Genomic DNA, 6535 nt, shown 5'->3' with positions numbered 1-6535 from the left:
GTATTGGATGCAGTTTTTGTCCGTGGCATCGGCTTGGTTTGCATTTGCGTTGCCAGCTATCGCTGCCATGTATATCCTAAAGAGAACCTATAAGAACCAGCATATCGCTAGTCACCTGCTATGGAGACGGGTATTGCAGGAGCAGGAAGCGAATCGGCCATGGCAAAAGCTCCGCAGCCGCTGGCTTCTCATTTTGCAGCTGCTCGTTGCTCTAATACTCGTTTTCGCTTTAATGGAGCCAATAGTCATGAGGCAGGCAGCACCATTTGGTCATGCTGTCCTCCTCATTGATCGTTCTGCAAGCATGTCGGCAAAAACAGGAGACAACAATCTTACTGCGAAGACAAGCCTTGAATCAGCAATAGAAGCAGCAGAGATCTGGCTTGACAAACAATCAAATGCTCGATTGATTACGATTGTTGCCACAGGTGCGCAGCCTGAAGTGTTGACGAATCGCCAAAGAAACAAAGAGCAGATGAAACGACAACTGCAAGCGATAACACCTTTTTATGGAAAAACAGATCATACCGCAGCCCTTTCGTTAGCAGATTCTTTGTTGCAAGAGGATTCAAATGGAGAGGTCGTAATTTTTACAGATGGCCAGTGGTCAGATGCTGCAGAAGCCAACAAGCTCAACCTGCATGCAAAAGTTGAGCGTGTAATCGTAGGACAAGCGAGCTCTGACAGCAATGTATCGCTTTTATATTTTGGCATCAAAGCAGATTCGAACGATAGCGGTAAAAGTGTGGGTATGATTACGATAAAAAATGACAGCAAGCGGGAGCAGACGGTAAACCTTGATGTATTCGCTGCAAATGATGAGAGTGACGTGAAAAAGCAGATTCTAGCTGCAAATCGAACCGTTATTGTTCCAGCAGGCGAGTGGGAAAGCGTGGAGATCGTCGATCTTCCTCCAGCCCTTTATTACAAGGCCAGAATTGAACAACGCATGGATGCTGTTGTCATTGATAACACGGCATTTCAATTTCCGACAATTCCAAGTGCTAGGCAAGCACTTCTCATTTCGGAAGGAAATTTGTTTCTGGAGAAAGCACTTCAGCTGGCAGGCGTCCAAACGGTAAAAATAAGTCCAGACAGCGCCGTTCCAACAGGTGAGCAGGTTAATAGACTGGATTGGATTATTTTAGATGGGATGAATGAACGGCTGCTGGCCGACTCTGAATGGTCCCTGCTGCTTAAATCAAAGCCGCTATGGATGATCGATCATCCCGATCAATCGGATGAAACAGCAAGTATTCCAACGAACACGAGAGTAGAGAAGAAGGAGCATCCCCTTACGACTTATATCACATTTGCTGATACGCATATTGGTCGACTGGAGAAGCCTGATGCATCTGAGCTTTTATGGGGAGAGCCGGTACTTAGCTATGGCGGAATACCAGCAATTTATGCAGGCAAGGAGAATGGCAAGGCGAAGCTTCGCTTTACTTTTAATTTTCAAGATACAGATTTGCCGCTCCGGCCAGAGTTTCCGATTCTTATCCTTCAAGCTGCACAGTGGATGAGCGGCGGTTCTCGCCTTGAGCTTGGTTCTGTCATTTCTGAGCAGTTAATGGAAATTTCTCTACATACGAATACGGTTAAAGCGGTTTGGGAAGCGGTTGAGCTTACAGGAGGAGACTCTCGAGCTGAGCGTGCGCTGCTTCGTCAGTCAGCAGAGCTTGATTTGGATTCAGCTGGATTATATATCGCACCCTCCATTCCAGGGTTATACCGCCTCGTAGAAAGCGACATAGATCAAATGGCTGTAAGCAGTCGGATGCTCGCTGTCACGGTTGATCATGAGGAGCTTCAGAAAAATGGAGCCGATGCAGAGGTGTTTTTGCCGAACGCAACCTCTGAGCTCACTCCAGCTCCCGGCATAGATCGTTCAACAGATGAACAGCAGATATCATTGCAATTGTATATTGTGATTTTATTGCTCTTCATAATGGCAGCTGAATGGGAGGTGTATCGCCGTGGGCTTTCAGGCTGAGTTCCCGCTCGCGTTTCTATTGCTGCTTCCTTGGCTTTTATATATCGTTTGGATGTTCAAAATGACCCTTCGACTTCGCGGCCGCAGAAAAATAATGTCTATTGCCACACGATCGATTATACTGTTACTCCTGATTGCAATTGCAGCTCAAGTCCAGCCGTTTATTGAGCGAGAGCAGCGCAGCCTCGTATTTGTCGCTGACAGGTCAGAGAGCATGCGAGCCGACAAACGTATAGGCCAGTGGATAAATGAGGCGTGGACTGCTAAAGAAGAAGCTGATCGGGGAGGAATCATTTCTTCGGGGTTGAATGCGGCAGTTGAACGGACGGTTACGAATAAGGACTTAGCAGGGGATACCGAGTTTAATTTCCAAGCGAATGTCAATCGGAACTATACCGATCTGTCACAAGGGCTTCAGTTAGCAGGAGCTATGSTGCAAAAAGAAGGCGGAGGACGTATTGTTCTGCTCTCTGATGGTGCAGAAAATACAGGTGATGTACTTCGACAAGCACGTATGCTCAAAAATGCAGGTATTTCCGTTGATGTTGTCCATATCAACACTTCGGTTGTAACGGATACCTCGATTGAAGAACTGAATGTACCGGCAGCTCTTAAGCAAGGGGAGACTTTTACCTTTGAGATTGCCATTAACAGTACAATTGCGGGTCAGGCGCAGCTTCGACTATATGCAGATGATACTGAGCTCTCAGTTTCGGATATCCAGCTTGAAAGAGGCGAAAATCGTTATTCGCTGCAAAGCGTTGCGCTGGACCCGGGCTTTCACCGTTTTAGAGCTGAAATATTTACGGCAGGCGATGAACAGCCGGCAAATAATACAGCACATGCCTTTAGCCGGGTAAGTGGTCCACCAAATGTATTAATTGTGGAAGGCGTCCCTGATTCCTCAGCTAACATAGAAGCTGCACTGCAAGCTTCCATCATCCGTTACGAGACGATCATGCCAGAGCAATTGTCGGTCGAGCTAGCACAATATGCAGCATATGACAGCATTATTATGAATAATGTATCCGCTGCGCGTATAGCTGAGAAGCCTATGGAATGGATTGCAAAAGCCGTTAGCGATTATGGGGTAGGCTTGATGATGGTCGGAGGTGACGAAAGCTTTGGGCTTGGCGGTTATTTCAAAACGCCAGTTGAGCGTGCGTTACCCGTATATATGGACTTGCAAGGAAGAAAACAAATTCCATCGCTAGGACTTGTACTCGTCATTGATCGATCTGGAAGCATGTCGGATGGCAAGCTTGACCTTGCGAAAGAAGCTGCCATGCGAACGATTGAGCTGCTGCGAGATACAGATACAGTAGGAGTAGTTGCGTTTGATTCTTCGCCTTGGTGGGTTGTAAAGCCGACGAAGCTTACAGATCGCCAAGCTGTCCTTGATCAAATCCAAAGCATTCAGCCTGAAGGAGGCACCGAAATATTTTCAGCGCTGAATGAAGGTTATGAAGGTTTATATAAGCTTGACGCACAGCGCAAGCACATGATTTTGCTGACGGATGGTCAATCTTCAACGAATGCCAACTACAATACGATTACAGATGCAATGAATGAGAAAAATATGACGTTGTCGACAGTTGCTGTAGGAGAAGGCGCTGATCAAAATCTGCTTGAGCAGCTGGCCAAAAATGCCAAAGGACGGTATTACTTTACGAAAGACGAAAGCACGCTTCCCGCTATTTTTAGCCGAGAGACCGTGATGATGTCTAGAACGTACGTCGTGGAGCAAACCTTCACCCCAAGTATCGGTCAAGCAGGAGAGTGGTCTTCCCTTTGGCGCAATGGATTGCCTGCAATCCATGCCTATATAGCAACTACGCCGAAAGAAACAGCTGAGATTGCATTATGGACACCTGAAGGCGATCCACTCCTCGCACGCTGGTCTTATGGTTCTGGAAGGACGGTTGCATGGACTAGTGATTTAAGCGGAAAATGGTCAAGCCAATGGGTGCAATGGGCAGAGCTTCCTAAAGTTTTCGTTGATTGGGTAAAATGGACGTTTCCACAGTTTGAGCATGCTCCTTATTCCATTACTGCACAAGTAGATGGTAATGAAGCAAAGTTAACCGTTCATTCACAGGCAGAGGGAGCAGGGGCTGACAGCAAGCTTTCTGCAGGTATTCTGAATCAAGAGGGAGAAAGCGAACGGAAGCGGTTAATGCCAGTGGCACCTGGTGAATTTGAAACGAAGCTAGCAGTTACTGAACCCGGTGTTTATTTGGTGCAAATTGGTCAAGGGGATAGTCATTCGTCTATTCAAAATGGGAATACGGCAGGATTTGTGATCCCTTATTCGCCAGAATATCGAATCGCAAATCAGGATGGTTTAAAGCTGCTTGAACAGGTGGCCGCCACAACTAGTGGAAGAATGTTAGATCCAACAGACCCAAAGCAAGCCTTCCAATTTGAACCTGTTCTTACACGGCAAGTTTATAACTGGACACATGGCCTTCTCGTGGCAGCACTGCTGCTATGGCTGCTCGATATCGCCATTCGCAGATTGTCTATTTCATGGAAACGTAGGTTTCAGCTGCTTATCCAAACTAGAAAAACGAAGTTATCAATCCAGCGAGATAACGAAAGAGCCTTAAGTGGCCATTCGTCAAGCTCTGTGAGTCGCTTAAAGGAAAGAAAGTCAGAAGCAGTCCGTTTTTATAGCGGAGATAACCATCCACGATATCGTGAAGAAAAAGGTCAATCGGGAGATGCTTCGGGCAAACGAGACGATGAGGAAAAAGTGAATGTTTCTATTGCAAGGAACACGAGCGTACAAGTGCCAACCAGAGAGGTGGAGCGCACGCAAGAAAATGATCCCAGTGTTGCAAGAGAACTAGATTCGAGTCGAGCTAATATGCAAGGTAAAGCAGATAACGGAGCCACGATCAATCGTCTACTTGCAGCTAAAAACAGAAAGAAGCGTTAGTATACTACTATTAATGCGGAGGAGGTGCCCATTTGAACATGATAAAAAAAGAACATCGAATGGAAAGCATTCGTTTTTTTGTCCAAGAATTGATTTCATCGATCAATAATGAGGTGAAAAAACAAGAAGCGTCTATTCATTTATTCGGCGTTGCTAGCTTGGCCTCCATGTTGGCAATGAAAAGAGGACAGGATGCTGAGCTCGCTTCAATCGCAGCATTGCTTCACCGATATTATGATTACAAAACCGGTATTAGTGAGTTTTCTGGTCTTAACAGCGCAGAATCCGTACGACCTTTTATTCGGGATTTGGATCTGTTTACGAAGGAAGAGCAAAATACAATTCTTAGAGCGATCTTTTATTATGAAGACAGAAGCAGAAGCCAATGGCCTTATGAAGAAATTTTAAAGGACGCCTATTTATTGCAATTGTATCTTCACCAGCCAAATCATTGTTTTGATCAGGACGGTAAAAGTAGACTTGAAAAGGTATTAAATGAACTTATGATTCCTGCCAAGTTTGTAGGAGCGTTAATAAACTGTGATACTGGCGGGACGGATGAGCGTTCAACTACGCGCGAGCTGCTTGCTGACATCGCAGAGTCGCTTGCGGCTAAAGATATTATTGGCGTTCCTGGCGATGAACGGTATAGAGAAATATGCCGATATTGGCCGGACTCTGATATCCATAAAGTGTTGAAAAATAGCTGGTGCGCTGCATTTGTTTATTATTGCTGCAAATTGGCAGGATTTCGTCTCCCCATTCGTTACCCGAATGGTGTTTGTCGTTTTGCGGGTGTAGCTGCTTGGCTGGAATGGGCACAACTGCCTGAAATCGGATTTTTTTATAAGGATGGGCAGGAAGGATTTACACCTCAGCGAGGCGATATTGTCATTTACGATAAGCTGCTATCTGATGAGCCTCATGATCATATTGGCATCATTTTGAGTTGCGAGGATACTCAGTTACTCGTAGCTGAGGGTAATCGAGACAATCAGAACTACTCAGATGTTTTTTACAGGGAAAGACAACGCTTTATACTAGGGTACATACGGATAAGTAATGACTACCAATATGAATGGAGCGGCGAGTATGTTCCAATTAATTAATGCTATTAATAATTAAGTGGGTTAATCAAGATAGACATGAGCTGGCCGTAGCGTTACAATGCTTGTAAATGAAAATTTAAATGCAACGCTTGAAGGGATGGGTAACATGTACTCAGAGATTACGACAGCCGAGTTAGAGAGCCAGTTGAAGGAAGGTAAAACCTTAAATCTAGTTGATGTTCGTGAAACAGAGGAGTGGCAAGAAGGCCATATTAAAGAAGCGCGCAGCATCCCGCTATCGTCGCTCCAAGAGCGGATTGATGAGTTTCAGCAAGGGGAAGAAGAGATCCTTATTATTTGCCGCAGCGGCGGTCGCAGCGGGAAAGCTTGTGATTACCTCGAATCTCAAGGTTATAAAGTAGTAAACGTAGCTGGCGGCATGCTTCAATGGCAAGGCGAAGTAGCTACTGGAGAATAATAGAATAATAGGTTTCTAAAAAAGCCCATTGCGGGCTTTTTTTATTTGCATATTCGAATGCAGGAATAGAT

4 protein-coding genes are annotated in these 6535 nt (G+C 45.5%); all 4 read left to right on the top strand.

What is annotated here, in order from left to right; genetic code table 11:
- Nucleotides 1–1996: vWA domain-containing protein (locus tag AC1DSE_RS27705; protein ID WP_477528527.1), on the top strand; the 1996-nt coding region annotated here is incomplete at its 5' end.
- Nucleotides 1980–4937: a VWA domain-containing protein gene (locus AC1DSE_RS27700; RefSeq protein WP_477528526.1), complete on the top strand. Its 2958-nt coding sequence runs from the start codon at nt 1980–1982 to the stop codon at nt 4935–4937. The genes AC1DSE_RS27705 and AC1DSE_RS27700, both read left to right, overlap by 17 nt.
- A gap of 38 nt (nt 4938–4975) precedes the next feature.
- Entirely contained in the window at nt 4976–6046 is a 1071-nt protein-coding gene (locus AC1DSE_RS27695) for a CHAP domain-containing protein (protein ID WP_477512671.1), read from the top strand.
- A gap of 106 nt (nt 6047–6152) precedes the next feature.
- The gene (locus AC1DSE_RS27690) at nt 6153–6464 is read left to right on the top strand and encodes a rhodanese-like domain-containing protein (protein ID WP_477512658.1); all 312 of its coding nucleotides are present in this window, start codon (nt 6153–6155) and stop codon (nt 6462–6464) included.
- Nucleotides 6465–6535 lie beyond the last annotated feature (71 nt).

This window comes from Paenibacillus sp. 01L418 (assembly GCF_056400045.1).
Note: the sequence above shows the minus strand (reverse complement) of the source record. Positions and strands in the feature narration are given on the sequence as shown.

Bases quoted from the DNA above. Each gene is read 5' to 3' on its own strand.
- AC1DSE_RS27695 (WP_477512671.1), top strand. From the start codon at position 4,976: ATGATAAAAAAAGAACATCGAATGGAAAGCATTCGTTTTTTTGTCCAA.
- AC1DSE_RS27690 (WP_477512658.1), top strand. From the start codon at position 6,153: ATGTACTCAGAGATTACGACAGCCGAGTTAGAGAGCCAGTTGAAGGAA.